Origin of the sequence: Teredinibacter purpureus (genome assembly GCF_014217335.1) — a bacterium.
GTDB classification, from domain to species: Bacteria; Pseudomonadota; Gammaproteobacteria; order Pseudomonadales; family Cellvibrionaceae; genus Teredinibacter; species Teredinibacter purpureus.
The window spans coordinates 1423107-1442705 of record NZ_CP060092.1 but is presented as its reverse complement, the minus strand read 5'-3'; the positions used below and the strand labels follow the sequence as shown (position 1 = coordinate 1442705).

Annotated in this window: 17 protein-coding genes and 1 tRNA gene; 14 read left to right on the top strand and 4 right to left on the bottom strand. The window is 46.0% G+C overall.

The window, feature by feature from the left end:
* Window positions 1-9: 9 nt before the first annotated feature.
* The 3 genes from pth (at window position 10) to H5647_RS06370 (ending at window position 2221) form a co-directional block, all read left to right on the top strand.
* Complete coding sequence (gene pth / locus H5647_RS06380; protein WP_045861144.1) at window positions 10-591, top strand: aminoacyl-tRNA hydrolase; 582 nt, start codon at window positions 10-12, stop codon at window positions 589-591.
* Between the two features lie 242 nt (window positions 592-833).
* Window positions 834-1925 carry a redox-regulated ATPase YchF gene (gene ychF / locus H5647_RS06375; protein ID WP_045861143.1) on the top strand — a complete coding sequence of 364 codons (1092 nt, stop codon included), beginning with the start codon at window positions 834-836 and terminating at the stop codon, window positions 1923-1925.
* 219 nt (window positions 1926-2144) lie between these two features.
* A tRNA-Met gene (locus H5647_RS06370) sits at window positions 2145-2221 on the top strand.
* A gap of 21 nt (window positions 2222-2242) precedes the next feature.
* On the opposite strand, the gene H5647_RS06365 is transcribed toward H5647_RS06370, so the two are convergent.
* Complete coding sequence (locus H5647_RS06365; protein WP_045857225.1) at window positions 2243-2803, bottom strand: response regulator; 561 nt, start codon at window positions 2801-2803, stop codon at window positions 2243-2245.
* Between the two features lie 164 nt (window positions 2804-2967).
* Here H5647_RS06365 and H5647_RS06360 point away from each other — a divergent pair, with 164 nt between their 5' ends.
* From H5647_RS06360 to H5647_RS06350, 3 genes are read left to right on the top strand one after another with little or no spacing between them, the layout of a single operon-like run.
* Entirely contained in the window at window positions 2968-4281 is a 1314-nt protein-coding gene (locus tag H5647_RS06360; RefSeq protein WP_045857224.1) for an HD domain-containing phosphohydrolase, read from the top strand.
* Between the two features lie 24 nt (window positions 4282-4305).
* Window positions 4306-4848 (top strand): heme NO-binding domain-containing protein, encoded by a 543-nt coding sequence (locus tag H5647_RS06355; protein ID WP_045857222.1) that lies wholly within the window; start codon window positions 4306-4308, stop codon window positions 4846-4848.
* The gene (locus H5647_RS06350) at window positions 4845-5771 is read left to right on the top strand and encodes a sensor histidine kinase (RefSeq protein ID WP_052691903.1); all 927 of its coding nucleotides are present in this window, start codon (window positions 4845-4847) and stop codon (window positions 5769-5771) included. The genes H5647_RS06355 and H5647_RS06350 overlap by 4 nt, the downstream gene beginning before the upstream one ends.
* 48 nt (window positions 5772-5819) lie before the next feature.
* Here H5647_RS06350 and H5647_RS06345 read toward each other — a convergent pair whose 3' ends face one another.
* From H5647_RS06345 to H5647_RS06335, 3 genes are all read right to left on the bottom strand, one after another.
* Window positions 5820-6836 carry a glycosyltransferase family 2 protein gene (locus H5647_RS06345; RefSeq protein WP_045857220.1) on the bottom strand — a complete coding sequence of 339 codons (1017 nt, stop codon included), beginning with the start codon at window positions 6834-6836 and terminating at the stop codon, window positions 5820-5822.
* Window positions 6833-8089: an oligosaccharide flippase family protein gene (locus H5647_RS06340; RefSeq protein ID WP_052691902.1), complete on the bottom strand. Its 1257-nt coding sequence runs from the start codon at window positions 8087-8089 to the stop codon at window positions 6833-6835. Before H5647_RS06340 ends, H5647_RS06345 begins: the two co-directional genes overlap by 4 nt.
* A gap of 126 nt (window positions 8090-8215) precedes the next feature.
* Entirely contained in the window at window positions 8216-9697 is a 1482-nt protein-coding gene (locus H5647_RS06335) for a sigma-54-dependent transcriptional regulator (RefSeq protein WP_045857219.1), read from the bottom strand.
* Window positions 9698-9782: 85 nt separating this feature from the next.
* Here H5647_RS06335 and H5647_RS06330 point away from each other — a divergent pair, with 85 nt between their 5' ends.
* The 8 genes from H5647_RS06330 to H5647_RS06295 all read left to right on the top strand — a co-directional run bounded on the left by H5647_RS06330 (window position 9783) and on the right by H5647_RS06295 (window position 19368).
* On the top strand, window positions 9783-10508 hold the full coding sequence (locus tag H5647_RS06330) for a hypothetical protein (protein ID WP_052691901.1): 726 nt from the start codon (window positions 9783-9785) through the stop codon (window positions 10506-10508).
* A gap of 209 nt (window positions 10509-10717) precedes the next feature.
* Window positions 10718-11953: a WecB/TagA/CpsF family glycosyltransferase gene (locus tag H5647_RS06325; RefSeq protein WP_045861139.1), complete on the top strand. Its 1236-nt coding sequence runs from the start codon at window positions 10718-10720 to the stop codon at window positions 11951-11953.
* 273 nt (window positions 11954-12226) lie between these two features.
* On the top strand, window positions 12227-12904 hold the full coding sequence (locus H5647_RS06320) for a sugar transferase (RefSeq protein ID WP_052691899.1): 678 nt from the start codon (window positions 12227-12229) through the stop codon (window positions 12902-12904).
* Window positions 12905-13426: 522 nt separating this feature from the next.
* Window positions 13427-14689: a polysaccharide biosynthesis/export family protein gene (locus H5647_RS06315; RefSeq protein ID WP_200911639.1), complete on the top strand. Its 1263-nt coding sequence runs from the start codon at window positions 13427-13429 to the stop codon at window positions 14687-14689.
* A gap of 24 nt (window positions 14690-14713) precedes the next feature.
* Entirely contained in the window at window positions 14714-16105 is a 1392-nt protein-coding gene (locus H5647_RS06310) for a GumC family protein (RefSeq protein WP_045857216.1), read from the top strand.
* Window positions 16060-17352, top strand: coding sequence for an O-antigen ligase family protein (locus tag H5647_RS06305; RefSeq protein WP_045857213.1), 1293 nt, complete (start codon window positions 16060-16062; stop codon window positions 17350-17352). The genes H5647_RS06310 and H5647_RS06305 overlap by 46 nt, the downstream gene beginning before the upstream one ends.
* Window positions 17349-18476, top strand: coding sequence for a polysaccharide pyruvyl transferase family protein (locus tag H5647_RS06300; protein WP_045857211.1), 1128 nt, complete (start codon window positions 17349-17351; stop codon window positions 18474-18476). Before H5647_RS06305 ends, H5647_RS06300 begins: the two co-directional genes overlap by 4 nt.
* Entirely contained in the window at window positions 18436-19368 is a 933-nt protein-coding gene (locus tag H5647_RS06295; protein ID WP_045857210.1) for a glycosyltransferase family 2 protein, read from the top strand. The genes H5647_RS06300 and H5647_RS06295 overlap by 41 nt, the downstream gene beginning before the upstream one ends.
* Window positions 19369-19599 lie beyond the last annotated feature (231 nt).

Here is a 19599-nt window from a genome sequence, read left to right as displayed (position 1 = left end):
ATTGTTGCCATGAATACCGCCATAAAGATGATCGTGGGGCTGGGAAACCCCGGCGCTGAATATGCCAACACTCGTCACAATGCAGGGCAAGATTTTGTCGAAGAGCTGGCTCGTTCGCATGCTCAACCACTCGCCAATACCCCAAAGCATTTCGGTTATTCCGGTCGCATCACCCTCAAGGGTAACGATATTCGATTATTAGTGCCCACCACGTTCATGAACTGCAGCGGTCAAGCGGTGGCATCACTTGCCAACTTCTATAAAATAGCACCCGAAAATATTCTCGTCGTACACGACGAACTCGACTTAGATCCTGGTATAGCCAAATTAAAAATTGGCGGCGGCCACGGTGGCCACAATGGGCTGCGCGATATTATTAGCAGCCTAGGTAACAACAAAAATTTTGGGCGTTTGCGCGTTGGCATAGGCCACCCCGGAAACGCCAAACAAGTCAGCGGTTACGTACTCAAGAAAGCGCCCGCTGCAGAGCAAACGCTCATAGACATTGCACTGTCTGAAAGTGAAAAAGCACTTCCCGATTTAGTCGCCGGCGACTGGGAGAAAGCCATGCGAGAATTGCACACAAATTAATTGGCTACACGCTCGCGCATTAAAAAATATTTAGCCAAGTCACGCCAAGCCAGTAATACTATGACTACGAATACACAATCGCATAACAGACACGTTAACAGCACTCTGAACACGTAACACCTTTCCCTGTGATCTATCCATCATAGGGAATTTAAAAGAGGTCAACACCGTCAGAAGGCGTCACATATAAAGGCATGCGCAAAGCCTTCTTTGCCTTGCCAAGATTAGATAGGAATGAACACATGGGCTTTAATTGCGGCATCGTCGGCTTACCTAATGTAGGCAAATCCACTTTGTTTAATGCACTGACCCAAGCCGGTATTAGTGCTGAGAACTTCCCATTCTGCACCATTGAGCCAAATGCTGGCGTCGTAGCAGTACCAGACCCTCGACAAGACAAGCTCGCCGACATCGTAAAACCCGAGCGCGTCGTGCCCACCACGATGGAGTTTGTCGATATCGCAGGCCTCGTAGCTGGCGCCTCCAAAGGAGAAGGTCTCGGCAACCAATTTCTCGCTAATATTCGAGAAACCGACGCTATCGCCCACGTTGTACGCTGCTTTGACGACCCCAACGTTATTCACGTAGAAGGCGCAATTGACCCCGCATCCGATATTGAAGTGATCAATACCGAGCTGGCCCTTTCCGACCTAGATACCGTTGAAAAAGCTATTTTTCGCTATTCAAAAGCCGCCAAAGGGCAGGACAAAGACGCCATGCGTATGAAGGCGCTTCTAGAGGAAGTCTTACCGCACTTAAACGAAGCCAAGCCACTGCGCTCTTTCGGGCTCGACGATGAACGTAAGGCGCAACTCCAAACACTCAGCCTCTTAACGCTTAAACCCACCATGTACATTGCTAATGTGCAAGAAGACGGCTTTAGCGATAACCCCTACCTCGACAAAGTGATCGAAATAGCCAAAGAAGAAAACGCCGTTGTGGTGCCCATCTGTAACAAAATGGAAGCCGAAATAGCCGAATTAGACGACGATGAAAAAATCGAATTTCTCGAAGAAATGGGCATGGACGAGCCTGGATTAAATCGCGTGATACGTGGCGGCTACGACCTGCTCAATCTTCACACCTACTTTACCGCTGGCGTTAAAGAAGTACGCGCATGGACAATTCCAATCGGATCTACTGCGCCGCAAGCCGCCGGAAAAATTCACACCGATTTCGAAAAAGGTTTTATTCGCGCAGAAGTGGTTGCTTATGAAGACTTCGTAAATTTTAACGGTGAAGCTGGCGCTAAAGATGCGGGCAAATGGCGGCTCGAAGGCAAAGACTATACTGTAAAAGACGGTGATGTAGTGCATTTCCGCTTTAACGTTTAAATCTCGCTTGACTTTGATAGGGCGACTAGTGAAAATAGCGGCCCTCTCGACCCCTACCCAATTTTACATTGGCTCATCTACGGATAGATCACGGGGTTATGCGTACCAGCTTCACGGTATACAGAGAATATTGGGCAGGAGCCCTCTTCATCGCCAAAAGCGATACGCCCCCTAAAGAAACAACACGTTTTATTAAGGTCGGCAGGCAAAGGTATAAGTGGCTAGGTAGCTCAGCTGGTTAGAGCGCAGCACTCATAATGCTGAGGTCGGGAGTTCAAGTCTCCCTCTAGCTACCACTTTCCTTCAGAGCCTAGTCATTAGAACCATTTATCAACTAAACCTTCCAAACAAGTATTTTCAAACGGTTTTTGTAACGCCGCGTCAGCACCTAGCGTTAACGTCCTCTGTAAATCCTCTTTACCTAATCCCGATATCACAATAATTTTGCCGCACTTTTTATCCGCAAGTTGATTTAGCACTTGAAAGCCATCCACCTGCGGCATTTGTAAATCCAACGTCATCAACGACGGCTGCAATTCCCCATAGGCAAGTCCAGCGCTAAAGCCATCATTCGCTATTTCTGTACTGAAGCCTTTTCCCCGCAAAATTCGCTGAATAGATTTGGCCATAGCTAACTCATCATCCACAATTAACGCACGCCTAATGCCCCCGCCAACCTCTTCCGGCACGGGCATGCCGTGAGACGTCATAAAGGCAATTAAGTCTGGTCGTCGAATACGGTTATCACCGCGCCTTCCGGGTAATTTATAGGCCTTCAACAACCCCTTACCAATCCAATTCAATACTGTTCTTAGCGTCACGCCGCATAGCTTAGCCACCTCACCAGAGGTGTATTGCTCCTTATACTTATCAGTCATATGGTCTTCCCAATCTATAACCCCTCACTAAAAGACTTCTAGTATCGATAACCAACTAGTCTTTCTGAGGTTCATGTTATTCATGATATAAATGTAATCTACGTCAAGCAGGTTATTCTTTAAACAGTATAGAGGCTAGAGTAGCCCATTTTTAGGAAAAACAGATGCAAATATCAGAGACCACCGCAACCTCACCCAAGATTCTATTCGTAGACGACGAACTACCCGTATTGAAAGCATTAAAGCGGCTTTCGAGAGATGAACAATGGGACGTCTATTGTGCGAATTCAGCCAAAGAGGGTTTGGCTATTCTTGAGGAGAACACTATTGATGTAGTGGTTTCCGATATGCGTATGCCCGAAATGGACGGCGCCGAATTCTTAAGCCAAGTACGCAAGCTACAACCCGAAACCGAGCGTATTCTCATTACGGGCTACTCAGACGTGTATGCCTTGGAAAAAGTCGTCAACGAGGCAAAAATATTTAACTACATCTCTAAACCGTGGGACGACCAAGTATTAAGTAGCGTTATTCAAAATGCCGTTGAATTCCAATCCTCACAACGTGAACGAAAACGCCTTGAAGCATTAACGCGCACGCAAAACCGAAAGCTTGGAAAACTAGCGTTGAGCCTTGACCGTAGCGTAAAGGAAAAAAATATAGAAGTAGAACAAGCGCTCTCGCTTCTCCAAATTGAGCATAAAAAAGCCGAGTGCCGCACGCTGGATTTACTCAATGCCGTGTCTAACATTATAGAGCTCAGTGGCAAAGGTGACGGTCACGGGCACTTCATTGCCAATACCTCCATTAGCCTTGCAAAGGCACTAAACGTTAGCACCCGAGACCAGGACAATTTAGACGTTGCCGGAAAGCTCCACAATATTGGCAGCCTAGCCATGTCGGATTATTGGAGCTATAAAGTTGTTTCCGAACTCGACAACAACGAGCTAAAACGTTACCAAGCGCAAGTTGAAATTGGCGAAACCATTTTGAGCGGCATGGCCGAACTTAACCCTGTCGCCGAAATCATTGGCAAGCATAAAGAGCGTCTTGATGGTAGCGGTTACCCACGCGGTTTAAATAAAAACGAGATTCCAATGCCCGCGCGCATAATGGGTGTTGTTACCGATTATGTATTACTATTCGAAGGTCGTTTAACCAATAACGTAAGCGGCCATAACGAGGCGCGCGCCTACATCGAGAGCCGAACAGGCCGTTATTATGACCACCAAGTAACCAGCGCCCTCTTTGATATTATCGACGAACACTCACTGTTGTCAGAGTCAACTATACTCACGAAAGATCGACAGCACCTAACGCCCGGAATGATTCTTTCTAGCGATCTTTTTTCGGCCAATCAAGTACTGCTACTACGCACAGGAACGCCTCTAACGAGGGCGCATATTGAAAAACTAACGCGCTACGAAAACAGTACCGGTGAGCATTTAGATATACAGGTTCGCAATAGGGTGAACTAAATACCAACAAGAAGGTGTTACGCTATGAAAGGCGCCGTATTCATCGCTCTAAACGATATGATCGAAAAGAATTATGGTATGCAAACCTGGGAAGCAATTCTTGAAAAAGTAGCGCCATCCTCCGGGGGCATATACGCTTCCGCACACAGTTATGAAGATTCAGAAATGCTCACCTTTGTCGACGTAATCTCTGAGCACCTCAAACTCTCTAAAAGCGATGTAAAACGCGCGTTCGGCGAATATTTATTTACAGAGTTAGATAGCAAATTTCCCGTTTTTAGAAAAGTACAACCCACTTTTTTTAGTTTTCTCTCCAGTATTGAAGGCGTTATTCACAAAGAAGTCGAAAAACTCTACCACGACGCCCACCTTCCTCAAATTCGATGTACCGCGGTAAATAACCAGCATATGCAAATGTATTACACCTCACCCAGAAAGCTCTGTTTGCTAGCAGAGGGGCTGATATACGGCGCAGCTAAGCAGTACGACGTAGCCATTGATATCATCCAAAACACCTGTATGCATACCGGCGAAGACCACTGCTTAATCGACATTCGTATTCTATGACCAACCCAGATTACAAAGCCGCCTATGAACGGCAAAAAAAAGCGCGTGAATACGCCGACAAATTACTCGAAGATAAATCTCGCGAGCTCCATGAAGCGACCTCTACCCTAACCACTGCTTACAACCGCCTGCGCTTTCAAAAAGCACAGCTCTTACACCAAGAAAAACTGGCATCCATGGGCCAACTATCGGCCGGCGTTGCACACGAAATAAACAACCCTTCAGCCTACGTACGCAGTAATCTTAATACCTTAAAAAAATATAAAAGCGACATCAACGGGTTTATAGAGACCGTCATTGCGCTCGATAAAGATCCCGAAATCACGAGCGTGATCGCAGACGCCTATAAAAATTATGACATCGCGTTTTTAATGGACGATTTCAACGATATTATCTCGGACTCCATTTCGGGAATGGAGCGCATATCCGAAATAGTCAGAAGCCTGAAGGATTTCTCTCGGCCCGACACCGACGAAAAAAAACCGTTCGACGTCAATGAATCTATTCGCTCCACACTAAAACTCGTGTGGAACGAACTCAAATACAAAGGCGATATAGTTGAGCAATACAGTGATTTGCCCGCAATTGACGGCTATGCAGGGGGATTCTCTCAAGTTATTTTGAATTTGCTGGTGAATGCTGCACAGGCGATAGAATCGAAAGGGACTATTTCAATAGTTACCAGTATTGAAAAAGGGCTTCTCTACGTAAAAATTTCTGATACGGGGAAGGGTATTTCACCCATGGACATCGATAGAATATTTGATCCGTTCTTCTCTACTAAGGCTCCAGGAAAAGGTACAGGTTTAGGCCTTTCTATTTCCCATGGCATTATCACCAAGCACGGAGGTGAACTTAGCGTGACGAGTAATGCAGAGCGCGGCACAACGTTTACTATCGCTATTCCCGTTACCACAGAATAACGCCGCGCTCTTTCAGCATAATGCATTAACAACACCTTAACCGTCTATTTAAGCCGCTTCACTTTTACGAAAATGATTGGCTGTCATCATACCTGCGTGTTCAATTGCAGCGTACACGCTAGTCGGTAGCACGGACAATACCGCACAACCAAACGTTGCGGCTGTTCTTACAGGTTCCTGTTTTACAATTCTCCAATCCGTTGCAACTGCTGAGCACACCAATTTAAGCGCGACAAAACTATTACGCGCCTGAACCGCACGACGAGCTAAATAACGTTTTTGATACGCTTCCGCTAAGCTCTCCCAGCGGCTAAAAAACACCGGTGATATCGACTGATTTTTATTGACTGAACTTTTCCACGCCGCAAATTGATTATCTAAATTTGCGCTTAAGCCGCTCGCGTTCACACGATACTGAGTCAAGGCCTCGCCAATACCACCAAATACACAGTCGGTTTTAAGCGCTGCACGCAACCAAAATTCAACGTCTTCAGACTGTCGAAAATCTTCATCGAAATACGTTGTTCTAAATGCTCCATCAACCACTTTTCGCTCCGCTATATTCGTAAGCAGGCTTTTGCGTATTACGGCAGCCGATCCATTCCCAATGGGGTTACGACAAAAAATGACTTGCGGTGTAATATCGTTCAACTGAGGGTATTGACCAATACCCATATCCACACCATCTTCATCCATAAAGCGCGACGCGCTATAGCTAATATCTAAATCTGGGGTATTGCGAAAATGTTTAAAATGTTCAGACAGCTTATTTGAACGCCAGGCATCGTCCGAATCTAACAACGCTACAAACACACCATTCGCGTAGTTAATACCCGTATTACGGGCCGCCGCAAGCCCCATATTTTTCTGATGTACCACTTTGATACGAGAATCATCATAGGCAGCCACGATGCGTAACGTATCATCTGTACAGCCATCGTTTACGCAGATTAATTCAAAATGTTTATAGGTTTGCGCAAGTACGGAATCTATCGCCTGCGCGACATATCGCTCAACGTTGTACATAGGCATTACGACGGAAAAAATGGGTTTGCTGTTGTTCATGATGCAGTTACCTTTTGTTGAACAAAATGTTGTTTCATTCGTAGTTGCAGTATTACGGGTAGTAACCACGTAAAACTGACCAAAGTTGTTGTCCATGCGAGCTCCGTTGTAGTCTCAGGCTGAAAGAAGAGCAACGCACTGGTCGTCGTCATTACACAATACAAGATTAGGGCCAACTCGCTCAGTGTTTGCTTAAGCGCTCGAAAAACGAGCCCTAATGTGTCAACAAATATAAGTGACACGCCGGTAAAACACAGAACCGCGACAATTGAACCCGCCGATTCCCATCGAACATCAAAAAGAAGTTGAATATAGAACGGCGCCGCTAGCGATTGCATGACGAAAATTGTTGATATAGCCCCAGCATAAATAAGCGCCTTGCGTTTTGCTTGCTCGGCAAAACCCAAGCGAATTTTTTCGCATATATACGGGTAAAGTCCTGCGAAAAACGCATTGGCAATTGATTGACTTAAACCAACGCCCGCATTTTTGGCGAAGCTATATAACCCTAAAGCTTCTGCACTGAGTAATTTTGCTGCAATTAATATATCAATTTGCGAACGCAACACTCTCGCCGACTCAGACCCAAAAATATGCAGGGACATAACCGTTAATTTTGGGAATATGGAGGAATCAAAGCCAGGACGAACCGACTTAACGCGTGCGAACGCAAAAATAAGCACCCAACTAAAGGCCGTGATAACTTTGGCATAAGCAACTGATGCAATGCCAAAATCGAGCATGAGAAATACGACCGTGCTTAAATTGTCCGTCGATATGTTCAGCGTATTGGCAAAAGCAAAAAAACGCATACGATTTTCGCGCTGAACCATAAAGACTTTCACCGCTACGAGCGGGTAACACAGGTAGGTAAACGCCATTATTTTCAGCAATGGCGCCATTTTAGGTTCCTGGTAATAACCGGCAATAAAATCGGCCGCACCAAACTGCAGCCCAACGAGCGTGATACACATTACCCATTGCAGCAGTGAGGCGTTCGCCGCCGTAGCCTTTAAATCGCTCTCTTCACACTGAATGACTGCCGCACCGGCACCGGCGCGGCTGAAAATACGCATCAATTCGTGACACACCAACGCAAGGCTGGCGATACCAAACTGAACAGGGGTCAAGTAGGCCGCCATAACAACCACGGTGAGTAACCGGCTGATTTTGGCTGTGGCTTCCGATAGCAGCATCCAACTGGTGTTTCGAAAAAGTTTGTCTTGAATTCGATTTTTAAGAAACTGCAACATTACGGCCTATCCAACATGAGGGTTTGGAAAGGTACTGCAAGACGCTTACCACAATGTGAGTTTGCTAAATTTATGCCCCAGACGGAAGGTATAAGGTGCGCATCACCGCTACGCATAAATCTTTTGTTAAACTTTTGCTTCCCAATTTTGCATTTTGCGATACAGCGTAGAAGGGCTTACTTCCAGACACGTAGCGGCCTTCACTACATTGCCCTGACAGCGCTCAATTGCCTTTTCAATATAGTCTCGCTCTACCACAGAGAGTGGTTTTAATTGTTCAGAGGAAGAAGGAAGTGCGGCACCAGAGCCCACTAGAACAGCGGGCTCTAGAGGGCTTTCCAATTCTAAAGAAGACGACAATACAGGCCTAGATTGGAAGGCTGCTATATCCGTGTCGGTTAGATGTAACGCTGTTTTTAAATCTTCTACAGTAATAAGCGGGCCACTGCACATCACCACAACACTGTGCACGCAATTTTCTAGCTGCCTAACATTACCGGGCCAACCGTAGGTATCTATGACTTTCTCAGCGTCCTGAGTAAAGCCGACCAACTCTTTCTCCTCGCGTTTTGCAAATAGCTGCAAAAAATAATTCGCAAGTTGCGATGCGTCATTATCGCGTTCTGCTAAAAGTGGCATATTAATCGACACAACATTTAACCGATAATACAAATCTTCGCGCAATAAACCTTCCGCAATCGCCTGTAGCGGGTTACGGTTGGTCGCACACACAAATCGAATATCGGCGGTTTCCAATTTCGAGCCACCTACTTTTTGATAAGTGCCCGTCTGAATAAAACGTAGCAACTTAGCTTGCAACGAAATATCCATTTCACCCAGCTCATCGAGAAACAACGTGCCGCCACTGGCTTGGCCTGCAGCACCCTCTCTATTAGCCACAGCACCAGAGAACGCACCCTTTACATGGCCAAATATTTCAGACTCCATTAACTCACTCGGAATAGCGGCACAATTGAGCGGCACCAGCGGCCCCTGTTGACGTGAACTCAATTGATGTAACGCTTCCGCCGCCAGCTCCTTACCCGTGCCGCTCGGCCCCGTAATAAAAACGGAAGCATTACTCGGTGCCACACGCTCGATTTGATTATAAACCGTTTGCATGGCCGCAGAGGCCCCCACGAATCGACAGAATCCCGACTTATGTTCTCGCGTAAACCGCTCAACGGTGTGACGTAAGAGCGCGCGCTCCACCATCATTTGCTGCGCTGCTAACGCTTGCTGTAGCGTTACCAGCAATAGATTGTCATCCCAGGGTTTATGGATATACCCCCAAATGCGGCCTTCATTAATCGCCGACATAATAAGTTCATCTTCGGAATAACCTGACAGCACTAATCGCATTGTCTCTGGGTAACGTTTTGCGACCTGAGACAACAACACTGCGCCGTCCATTTCCGGCATGCGCATATCCGATACAATAACGTCAAACGGTGACGCCTCTAGAAGAGCGAGTGCCTCGGCACCACTTTCCACAAATACACATTCGCTGTTTAGCGGCCGAGTAACACGACGCAAACTTTTTAAAATTGAAGTTTCATCGTCAACAAAGAGTATTCTCGCGGCATTGGGGCCTACGCTATCAGGCATAGAAATCTCACTGTTAGTTAATATCGATTGCGCTATGGAATAACGACTAGAATAAAATGACACGTATATTGCTAGGCAAGTCTCTATGGCCAATAGTTTGTTATTTTCGCTGGCGACGGGCGGCTTTCAATGGCGCTATCGAACGTGCTTGCAGTCGCATAAAGCATTCGCACAAAAAAACGGTTATTTATACAGTGTAGTCGACCGACCAAAAGTCTCCACGCTGGACTTGGATGTGGTGTGGTTAAAAATATTCTTGCTGCGTGAAGCCCTAAAAAAAGACTATGAATGGGTGGTTTTTCTCGACGCAGACACTGAGGTTACGCCACGATGCCCCCCCTTCGAACAGCTCAATTCATTCAACAAAAGTATTTACATGGCCAATGGCTATAGCGAACGCGTGAATTCCGGCGTTATTATTCTTCGAAATGACGCACACTCGCGCGCGTATATCGAAACAATTATCAAAAACTGCCAAGAAGCCTTACCAGAAGAGGACGATGTAGGCTGGGGCGAGAACGGTCATGTCATCCATTATGCTAAATCGAACCCGCATGTTCATTTACTGGATCATCGGTGGAACAACAATCGAGATGAAACCCTAACCGATTTTATTCGGCACTACAGTGCAGGGCCACTTCGCCATCTTTATAAACCCGCCCTAACGGATTTTATCTTATATAAAACGACCAAAACATTGCAGTCAGTTCTAACCCGAGCGGCACGTTGTTTGCCTGGCCCTCAGAAATCACTAACCCAAAAAATGATCGCGTTAACCGTCGCCACCCAAAATAAATTTCCTGAATTCTAAGCACCGAACACTATAGTCCTTTCAAAGCATTCGTTTTTTTGCAATTTGCGCAGCGTTGTAAATTGCAAATACTAACGCTTTTCACTTTGCAAATAAGCACCACACAAACACCTTATAATCATACAATAACTATACGAATCAACACGTTAAAAAACTGGCATAGTCTCTGCAAAAACCTCAATAACGAAATACACATTGAGGTAAACATTATGTACAGCCCTTATCATTCACACACAAAAATAGTCTCGTCCATTGTTCTATTTGACACATTTGTGGCGATTTTGTTGGTCCTCGTACTCTCCCCCTTAATGTTAATCAACGCCCTTTTAGCAATAGTCGCAGGTAAGTCGGCCTTACGCAGTATGCAACGTTCAGATGCCCTCGGCCGACCACAATCGCTACTGCAATGGCGCAAGGGCGTACTTAAAAAATCGGCGTTACTTTTTAATGTAATGAAGGGAAACATCTCTATGTGTGGTGTTAGCCTTCATTCTGTTTGTACCAACGATGCGCTATCAACGTTAACGCCGTTAAAACCCGGTATCATCAGCCTATTCGACACCCATAAATCGGTCGGCAATATAGAAATGACACACGGTGAGTCCATTCGTCATCACGAAAAACACAATTCAATTCAATTTAATGCGTTGTTAATCGTCAAATATATCATCTGCTCGATACTGTATCGCAACAGCTCTAAAGGTCTCTCCAGCCCACTTAAGTTTTCTCTATTTGGTATCAACATAAATAACCTAACGCTTAATGAGGCACTAGAAGTGATTTTCAATCACACCTCAATACGGGCAAAATCAGTATTTTTTGTTAACGTAAATTCAGTTAATCTCGCACACGATAATAAAGATTTTCTCGAAACGCTCAATTGCGGCGACTATGTTTTTGCCGATGGATCCGGTGTTCGGCTTGGCGCCAAGCACAACGGCATAAACTTACGCGATAACTTAAATGGCACCGATTTACTGCCTCACATTTGCACCCAAGCGAACGCTCGCAAACAATCCCTATACCTACTGGGTTCTGCGCCTGGTGTAGCAAGTACCGCTGCGAAAAACCTTCAAATACAATTTCCTGGTCTAGTCATTGCTGGAACACAGCACGGATTCTTCAACCAAGAACAAGAAGCGGATGTTATTGCCGACATCAATCAATCCGGTGCCGATATATGCCTTGTTGCCATGGGTTCACCCATTCAAGAAAGCTGGGTTTCCCGCAATAAAGATAAGCTTAATACCCATACGACAATGGCCGTTGGCGGGCTGTTTGATTTCTACTCGGGCCGTATTAGTCGATGCCCCATGTGGATGAGGGAGCTCGGTATGGAATGGATGTATCGTTTAATGCAAGAACCCAAGGCAAAATTTAATCGCTACGTTGTTGGTAACCCTCTATTTTTACTACGTTTATTCACACAGGTAAAAAACAGTTAGTGTTACTCAATAGCCTGTTTAGACTCAACACAAAAATCCGCACTACGCGGATTTTTTTTATTTTGCAAAGCAGACACTATCGATTTTTTGTATTTCGCAAAGCGAGTATGTGATTTCACGAAAACTACTTATATTACCGCTTAGAAGCCCCTATAAAAGGTATTAAAATAGTGTTTTTGTAAAACTTAAAGACTAAAAAACCCTTCCTTTTTTGGCACGCTAGCTGCAATAACCTTTATACAGTAATCACGATACTCGATAGGAGTTATTCACATGTACAAGTTAACAACTAGCCCAACCTCTTCGCAGTTACTATTGGCCGCCGCTCACGATATTATTGACAATACGTTTCAACCTGGCCTGCCATTATTTATACAGCAAGCGACAGCTTTACTCGCGATTATCGCCCTATCGCCACTCCTACTCTTAGTGATTGCAGCCATCAAATTTGAAAGCCGCGGCAACGCCGTATTTACTCAAATACGTGTAGGCGAGAATGGCGAAACTTTTACCCTGTATAAGTTTCGCTCCATGTACCTACCCTCTGACCCTAAATATGTGGACACCTCTACAATTGATAGCGACCGTGATGGCGTATGTAAGAAATTTTTCCACGATCCACGTATCACACCCATCGGCCGTATCATTCGCAAATTGTCGATTGATGAATTACCACAGCTACTGAATGTAGTACGCGGTGAAATGGGACTTGTTGGCCCACGACCAGCACTTCCTGCTGAGGTGGCCGCATACGACGCCAAAGCTCGTCTACGCTTGAACACCAAACCAGGGCTTACCGGTTTATGGCAGATATCTGGCCGAGCCGACACCACCTTTGATGAGCAAATTAATTTGGATTTACGTTATATTGAAGAGAAGAGTCTCTTTAATGATATCAAAATTATTGCACTTACCATTCCCGCCGTTGTGACAGGGCGCGGCGCTTACTAGAAAAAGACCTATCGGCATTACTGTTTAAACCGGCCATTAGCCGGTTTTTTTCGTTGTACAAGGCCAAACGGAGAAATTTAAACCCGCGTGCTTACAACGCCTTAATATTGCTTCGGCATTTACCACTACCCATAGCCCCTCACTCATACTCCTAACACTGCACTCTATACGTTATAGCAACACCTTAACCACGCGACACAACCCAGTGTGGCGTAGCATTAATGTCTAAAAATACAATACGGGTTTTGCAACGTCACCTTCGATATTTTACTGCCTATTTTTTCGTACGTTATACAACAAATCTACGCAACAACTCAAAAATTAGCCTTCCGGCTATAAAAAAATAATGTCGCATATTGCGAACGTAATGCGCGTTCCGACAGGTTATGACGCATTCTGCAAATAATGTTATCGCAGTGAAAATACAAAACCATAAATACCATAGAAATCAACGCGTTGATAGTTGGCATGCCGTGTGCAATCAATTAAGTAACTGACTTTTTAGGTAACTGAGATCGCATTATGGATATTGTTCACAACAGAAAAATTGTTTTCCCACTGTTAGCAATGTGGCTCTCGGCCTGCACCCAACACCACTCAATGCAAACGCCTGCCAACCCTTCCGAAAAATTTTACGGTGCTTCGGATGAAGCAGGTGAATATATCGCGCATAACAATACCGAGCGATATGTCTACGCCTCTAACCTCAACTGTGAAAGCACTGGACACTATTTAAAATCGGTTCATTATCGCGCCGATCATGGGCTATCCACACAACAAAAGAACGCTAAAGGCGCTCCACCGTTGCACATTTTCAATCAAGAACTACCCCTTAGCCCCGGTGACATGCTCGATATTAAAATTGAAAATGGCGATGGTTTCAGCGGGAATTACGTGCTCAACCCCGACGGTTCCGTGCAATTACCTTTACTTTTACCCATAGCCGCGTCCGGTATTACCGCGCAGCAGCTGGCTGAAAAAATTGAAATTTCACTTATTCGTGCCGAACTTTTTCGGCCTACAACCGCCCGCGTGAGCGTGCAGGTTAAGCACTGGGCACCGGTCAATATTACGGTGGGAGGGGCAGTATTCCAGCCCGGGCGCGTTACCATTAATGAAAATAGACAAGAAAGTATTGTAAGCGAACGGCTGTCTGCTGTCGGTGATTATGCTGCTCGTCGCTCCATTGTTGAAGCTCTTCGGGCAGCTTCCGGCGTTCGACCCGATGCAAAAGTCAACCAAGTCATATTAATTCGTCAGGGGTGGCAGATAGAGCTCGATGTGTCTGGCATTATTAATGGCCTCCCGTCTCAGGATGTCGCTCTAGTCGACGGCGACCAAATTATTGTCCCCACCACTGGGTGTTTCCAACCGGCGCTTGTTCGTCCCTCGCAAATTACACCAAAGGGGTTTCGCGTATTTATGTCAAACCTCACTAACAGTGCAAACGATAATGCCAGCGCCGCCATTGGTCGTTATAGCACTAGCCTGCCTTATGGCACGACGTTATTGCAGGCATCCATTTCTGCAAACTGCGTCGGCGGTACACAGCTGACAAACGCGCCACGCAAAGTAGTGCTCGCCAGTAAAAACCCTATTACCGGTGAAATGCAAGTCATCGAACGTTCTGTTGAACAACTTATGCGCCACGCTTTACGCGAAGATATTAACCCCATGTTAATGCCCAACGATGCCCTTGCCTGCTACGACTCTGACGTAACAAATTTACGTGACTTCGCTAGAGGTATTAGCGAAATAATCTCACCACTTCAGCTATTATTTTAAGTCGAGGCTTAGTTAGAGGCTGTTATGAATACCCTACCTGTACCCATTGATACTAGCCACTACGTAAGACGCGCTATTTGGCGTTTACGTAGCTTCCGCTATGTTTGGGTGGCACTATTATCCATCCTCGGCATTGTCGGCCTGGTTTTCTTTTACCTTTCACGCCCACCGGTGTATTCCAGCGTATTGAGTATTGTATTACCGGGCTCTGGAAGCTCTAGTAGTTTTAATATCGATAATGTAGGTGCGGCGAACCAAGTGACTAACACGCCATTTTCCAGTGTCGCCTTTAGCCCTCTGGTGAATTACAAAGAGATTTTAAAAAGTCGTGAAGTCATGTCTAGCGTGGCCGATAGACTCGGGGTTCGATTTGAAGATGTAGCAAAGCCCCGTGTCGAGCTACGCGAAAGAACCTCTATTCTTTTTATACATGTGCCCTCCGGCTCTCCAGAAAGAGCGCAAGAATATGGTTGGGCAATTTACGACTCTTTCCAAGAGTCCCTTGATCGGCTTAGACAAGACGAGCTATTCAGACGTGACAATAGTGTGCGTGCGGCACTTGAGCAATACCGGCTTCGTCTTGCGCAAACACGCAGCGCGATCGTGGAGTTTCAACAGCGGTCGCTGCTAGTGTCTAGCGATCAAGTCGCGCAGCTCATGAATACCATTACCACCGTGAACGAAAAAATATTATCCAGTCGTTCCCTTGCTCGCAATACAGAAGACTTTGTACGGCAATTGGGTATAGATCTAGGGGTATCACCTTCTCTGGCTGGCCAAGCATTCCGTTTACAGAGTGACCCGGAATTTAAAGGTTATCTTCAAGAACTTGATGCAAGTGCAATGAAGGCCGCTGAATATTCATCGCTTTGGGGCGAAAAACACCCCAAAGTTGTCGCACAAAAGGCACGGTTCGAAGGCGCTAAAAGCTCTCTTCTTCATCGTAGTAAAATTATAGTTGGCGAGCAAGCGGGCGATTTACTACATTCAATGAATTTACAAAATAGCGTACATAGGGCCGACCTCTTCGCTTCACTCATGGATAGCTACGCAAAACTACAGGGTTCTCAAGCAGAAATTAATGAGCTTTCACAAGCGGAAGCTAAATTGCGTGACCGGTTAAAAGTGTATACGCGCGAGTCGGCAGAATTGGAAAGGCTGGAGCGAGAACACTCACTGGCAGAGGCCGTTTTCACGTCGGCCGCCGCACGTTTAGAAGCAGGCAAAGCGGATATTTTTGCGTCTTATCCTGCGGTTCAAATTTTGTCTGTACCGTCATTGCCCTCTAAGCCCAAAAGCCCAAGTAAAGTGATTGCTATGGCCGTTGGGGTGTTAGGCGTGGTGTTTATTCTCTTTGGACTGATAACGGCATGGCATCGTCAGTATTTGATCGACTTACTGCTGAAGAACAGTTAGTTTTTTATAGCCTAACACTCACTTACCCCATTTATCTTATAGGCGGGCTCTATGTTCTCGGGTCTGCTTTGGGGTGGCTGCTACTGATACTCTTTTCACTAAAAGTCTACCTTCTCGGTAAGCGCGGCTTTTCAATTAATCCAATTTCAAAAATATCACCCATCGTGTGGCTGTGGATTATTTGCATGTTTGTCATGCTTCTGGCATTACTCGTCGCACATATTGATCGCCAAATGGGAACAGGCCCTACAATCAAATCCTCCATTGGTTGGGCAAAAGGCTGGGCTTTGCTCGCACTGTTTCCTTTATTGGGGTGCATGATAAACATTCGCCCTCAAATTGTGGCACGCGGTTGTTGTATTGCTGCAGCCAGCGCGACGCCCTTCGCGGCATTAGGAATAGTCGCATCGAGTATTGGCGTTTCCGGCGACTTATTTATTTCGCCCGTTAAAGCCATTGGCGGCCCAACCGAATTATTTGTCGTTAAACTTTATGGCATAAACCCCGAAACAGGTGCTGCTCGCTGGCAGTTCATTGGGCCATGGGCACCGGCAGCCGGGCTCTTAAGTTGTTTTTATTTGGTGTTATGTTTAGCCGAAAAAGATAAGTTTTGGCGAAACGCAGGCATAGTAGGCGCGGTGACCATGTGTCTACTCAGCCAATCGCGCGCGGGCTGGGTTATTTTTATGGCGATTGTACCCATCATGATTGGGTTAGGTACTTTACGAAACCCACTCTCATGGCTGGCAGCCGGTATTCTAATACCCGCTCTCGTTTTAATAGGCGAACCCGTTTACCAATGGGTGATGGAGTCCTACACTCAAATCAAAGAAAGCCGTCCGGGTTCAACACGTGTGCGCGGTACATTAGAACGGCTAGCCCTTCAACGGTGGGAAAACGAAGCCCCCATATGGGGCCATGGCGTTGTTGAGCGTGGCCCAAAAATTGTGGAGTTTATGCCAATTGGCACCCACCATTCTTGGTACGGCCTGCTCTTTGTTAAAGGTATTGTAGGGCTATTTGCGCTCGCAATTCCTTTATCTCTCACGTGTATTTACATGCTTATCGCCGCACAAAAATCAAAAGTTGCCCGTACAGGGCTTGCGATTTGCGTCGTAATGGTAAGTTACAGTTTTTTTGAAAACCTGGAAATTCTAGCCTACGTTTATTGGCCAGCTTTGATGTGGGTAGGCATTAGTTTGCGCCCTGGTATCACGAGCGATCTACCTGTTGAGAAATCTGCATGAGAAAAAATACTTATCTTTGTGGTTATTACGGGATGAATAATACCGGCGATGACGCACTTATGCTTGCAACGGCATGGGGTGCTCAACAGCATCTCGGCGCTCAACACTTCATTTTAAATTCGCCCCAAACATTAAAAATGCCGGGTTTCCCGGCCTTACCTGCACAATTGAATTCCAATCAACGCTTTCGCGGTGAAAACAGATTTCGCCAATATGCCTGCGCCTTGCGAAGCCGACGTGTCATTTTTGGTGGTGGATCGGTGCTACACAACTCTCACGATATTGGTATAAAAAGGCACCTTATTCGATTGAGCGGTAAAAAAAGTGCGCTAGCATTGGGTGTTGGCCTCGGGCCATTTCGTGATACAGGCGCCGAAAAAGTGTGCGCAAAATTTTTACACGAATGCCAATTCGTCGGCGTACGAGATCAACACAGTTTCGATATTGCGCAGGCAATTGCACCCACCGCAAACGTAAAAATCACGTTCGATCTTGCCCCGCTCATCACACAGCACCCTTTGTATTCTCCAGCACACACCAAACGACGCAATATCGCCATCTGCCTTTGCCCACACGAACGGCTCAGCGGAAATTGGGCGGCGGAAAAAAAACGCCTTAACGAATTGGCCCAAACGATAATTGACGTTCATCAACACACAGGCCGGCATGTTACCTTGCTCGATTTTAACGGTCACCCCTCGCTCGGAGATAACCGCGTTCACCAAGAATTACAACAACTTGTACCGGGCAACATCATTAATAACCATATTGGCTACAACACTAATCCTTTAGACGTTTTAACACTTCTCTCGCAATTCGAACTTGTACTCGCCATGCGTTTACATGCAGCGGTATTTGCCTTCCTCGCTAACACCCCTATTTTATCCCTTAATTATCACAGTAAGTGTGTTGGTTGGTGTGAACAAATAAAGTTGGCCCAAAGCATGCAGGTAGACTCAGGTAATATTCATGCGGCTAACCTTACGCCGATCATTATTAACGGTTTGAACGATGGATTTGTTCAACCTGAGCGGCCCATCAAGGACGCCGTAGAGGCCGCAATGAAGAATTGGAGATACGTCGATGATAAGAACAAAGCTTACCGTTGTAATCCCGCTTTATAACAAAGCCAAACATATCCTGGACACGCTTGAATCCGTCTTAAATGAACGCCCAAAAGTAGCGGAAGTCATTGTCGTCGATGACGGCTCAAGTGATGAAGGCCCATTACTGGTTAAGCATGCCATTGCAACGCAGGCATGCTACAAAGCCGTTAAACTTATCCAACAACGCAATGGAGGCGTTTCCAAAGCCCGCAATACTGGAATACGATACGCAACAGGTACTCATATTGTTTGTCTTGATGCCGACGATCAATGGTTACCGGGATTTTGCGCAGAAATTCATACGCTCATTCACGACTTCCCTAATTGTCGCGCCTTCGCCACTAATTATTACAAAAAGCACGGCGATAATTGGATAGAACCCAAAATACGCTTTCCTCGGCCCATTGAGCAGAACACGGCACTGCATAATTACTTCGAGATTTCGTCGCGAGGTGATTTACCCTTTAATACAGGTTCAATCTGTCTAGAACGTACGCTCCTTATAGAGATTGGCGGGTTCCCCGAAAACGAACCCATGGGCGAAGATCAAGATGTTTGGGCTAAAACAGCCCTTAAAACAGCCATTGCCTATAGCCCCACGCGCCTCGAAGTTTACATTCTCGATGCCGACAACCGTGCCTGCATTCACAATCCGCCCAAAACAGAGTGCCCTTTTAGTGTTCGATTGTTAGCGGCCGTGGAGTCAGGCGCGTTCGATGATAACGATCGTATTCACGTATTACGGTATACCGCTACTCACTTGCTTACGCTCGCAAAATCACTCATTGCCGCTGGCGACTACCAACACGCACGGCAATTACTACGCGACCCTCGCTGTAAATTACTGGCACTTAAAAAATGGTGGTTAATGGGGATGCTCGTAAGCCGACAGCTTCAGTTACGCGCCTAACCCTTTTAACTATTTTTTAACATACTGTATTTCTCGCCTCTCCAGAGAAACGTTAAGCCACGTTCACGTATGTGTTCGTGGCTTTTTTTACGCTTTTGCAAAACGCAAAGCAATTTAAAAAGCACATTCGCAAAATGTTGAATACCTTCGCCGCTTACCACTCAATAATGGGTAATCTCGCATTTCCTCAAGGTTTTGGGGGCTTACAAACACGATAAAAGATGGCACGAT